Below are 2,682 nucleotides of genomic sequence, written 5' to 3'. Positions count from 1 at the left end.
ACGCGTCCACGAACTCACCCGCGAGCGCGTTCAGTACGACGTCCACGCCCCGGCCACCGGTCACCGCCCGGAACTTCTCCTCGAAGCCCAGATCACGAGACGACGCGATGTGGTCGTCGTCCAGCCCCAGACCCCGCAGCGTCTCCCACTTGCCCTCACTCGCGGTCGCGAACACCTCCGCACCCAGATGCCGCGCCAGCTGCACCGCCGCCATGCCGACACCGCCCGCACCGGCGTGCACCAGCACCGACTCCCCCGCCCGCAGACCCGCCAGTTCGGTCAGGCCGTAGTAGGCGGTCAGGAAGACCAGCGGCATGGAGGCCGCCTGCTCGTCCGTCCATCCGTCGGGGACCGGGACGAGGAACCGCTCGTCGATCAGGACGTCGGTGCCCAGGCCGCCGGGCACCATGCCCATCACCCGGTCGCCGGCCCGTAGTCCGGTGACCTCGGGGCCGGTCTCGGCGACGGCACCGACGGCCTCGGCGCCGAGGAGTCCGGCCTCGCCGGGGTACATGCCGAGGGCGTTGAGCACGTCGCGGAAGTTCAGCCCGGCCGCCCGCACTTCGAGGCGCACCTGCCGGCCCTCCGGTGCCTGCAGCACTTCGGGGCAGGCGGTGAGGGTGAGGGCGTCCAGGTTGCCCTTGGCGGTGCTGTCCAGCCGCCAGGGGCCGCGGGCCGGGGGCAGCAGTCCGGCAGCGGTGACCACCCGGTCCAGACGGCCGACGAGGACGTCCCCGTCCCGTACGACGAACTGGGCGTCGCCGCCCGCCAGGAGCCCCGGCAGCAGCGGCAGCACGGTCTCGACGCGGCTGTCCGCGTCCAGGTCGACGAGGGCGAAGCGGGTGGGGTTCTCGGCGTGCGCGGCGCGCAGCAGACCCCAGACGGCCGCAGCCGCCAGGTCCTCGACCCGGTCGCCGTGCCCGGAGCGCATCGCGCCCCGCGTGACGAACACCAGCCGGGCCGTCTCGAAGCGGTCCTGCCGCAGCCACTCCTGCACCAGGTCCAGGGCGTGCGCGAGAAGCGTGTGCGTGGCCCGCGGTACGTCGTCGCCGTGGCCGTCGCCGGACACGGGGACGCACACCAGGGCCTCGGCGCCGGTGAGACCGTCCAGGGCCGCCGCGGCGGCGTCGGTGCCGAGCGCGGGCAGGGTGGCGTGGCGGACCGACGGATCGGCGGCGGTCTCGGGGGCGGCGGTCCACTCCAGGCGGAGCAGCGAGTCCAGCTCGGTGCGGCGGGTGGCGGGCGCCTGCACCCCGGCGGGGACCCGCAGCACCAGCGACTCGGCCGACAGGACGGGCGCGCCCTCGACGTCCACGGCGGCGATCGAGACCGAGTCCTCACCCGTGCGGGCGACCCGGAAGCGGACCACGGAGGCGCCGCCCGCGTGCAGCGACACCCCTCCCCACAGGAACGGCAGCAGCTTGTGCTCGTCGTCCAGGCCGGCGAAGCCGACGGACTGCACGGCCGCGTCCAGCAGCGCCGGGTGCATGCCGTAGTAACCGGCGTCGTCCGCCTCCGCCGGGAGCGCGGCCTCGACGAACGCCTCCTCACCGCGCTTCCACACGGCGCGGATGGTACGGAAGACGGGACCGTACTCGGTGCGGTCGTAGAAGCCTTCCAGGTCGGCGGCGACCGCGTTCCGCGGGGGCCAGACGCTCGCGTCGAAGCCGACGGTCCGCGCGTCCGTGCCGAGCACGCCGGCCGCGTGCTCCGTCCAGGTCGCCTCCGGCGCGTCGGCGGCCCGCGAGTACAGGCTCACCTTGCGTGCGCCGGACTCGTCGGGTGCCCCGACCCACACCTGCACGACGACGGCCCCGTCCTCGGGCAGCAGCAGCGGCGTGGCGAGGGTGAACTCCTCGACGCACTCGCAGCCGACCTCGTCACCGGCGCGCACGGCCAGTTCGAGGAAGCCGGTGGCCGGGAAGAGGACCATGCCCCCGCCGACGGTGTGGTCCGCCAGCCAGGGGTGCGTGGTGAGCGAAAGACGCCCGGTGAACAGCACGCCCTCGGAGGCGGCGAGCGCCGTGGCGGCGCCCAGCAGCGGGTGCTCGGCGGGGCGGAGCCCGGCGCCCGTGACATCACCGGTGTGGGCCGCCGGGCGGGGCCAGTACCGCTCGTGGTGGAAGGCGTACGTCGGCAGCGCCACCCGGCGCGCACCGGTCCCCTCGAAGCACGGCGCCCAGTCGACGTCCACGCCGTTGACGTGGAGCCGGGCCAGCGCGGTGAGCAGCGCGGTCTCCTCGGGCCGGTCCTTGCGCAGCACCGGCACGGACACCGTGTCGGCGGCTCCGTCCAGCACCCGGGCCGCCATCCCGGTCAGGACGCCGTCGGGGCCCAGCTCCAGGAACGCGTTCGCTCCGGCACCGGACAGCGCCCGCACACCGTCGGCGAAACGCACCGTGCCACGGACATGACGCACCCAGTACTCCGCCAAACACAGCAGTCCCGGATCCGCGACCTCACCGGTCACGTTGGACACGACCGGGATGCGCGGTTCGGCGTACGTCAGCCCTTCCGCGACGGCGCGGAACGCGTCGAGCATCGGCTCCATCAGCGGCGAGTGGAAAGCGTGACTCACCGCCAGGCGCTGCGTCTTGCGCCCAAGGGCTGCGAACTCGTCGGCGAGCGCGAGGACTTCCGGCTCCACGCCCGCGACGACGACCGCGTCCGGTCCGTTGACCG

At 74.5% G+C, this 2,682-nt stretch carries 1 protein-coding gene; it reads right to left on the bottom strand.

All coding sequences use genetic code 11. The annotated features are described in order from the left end of the window. Nucleotides 1–2,647 (bottom strand): SpnB-like Rossmann fold domain-containing protein (locus IE178_RS34925; RefSeq protein ID WP_318280425.1); only part of this gene is annotated, 2,647 nt, incomplete at its 3' end. Nucleotides 2,648–2,682 lie beyond the last annotated feature (35 nt).

The organism is Streptomyces griseoloalbus (assembly GCA_014650015.1).
GTDB classification, from domain to species: domain Bacteria; phylum Actinomycetota; class Actinomycetes; order Streptomycetales; family Streptomycetaceae; genus Streptomyces; species Streptomyces griseoloalbus.
This window is presented reverse-complemented; position numbering and strand designations above follow the sequence as displayed.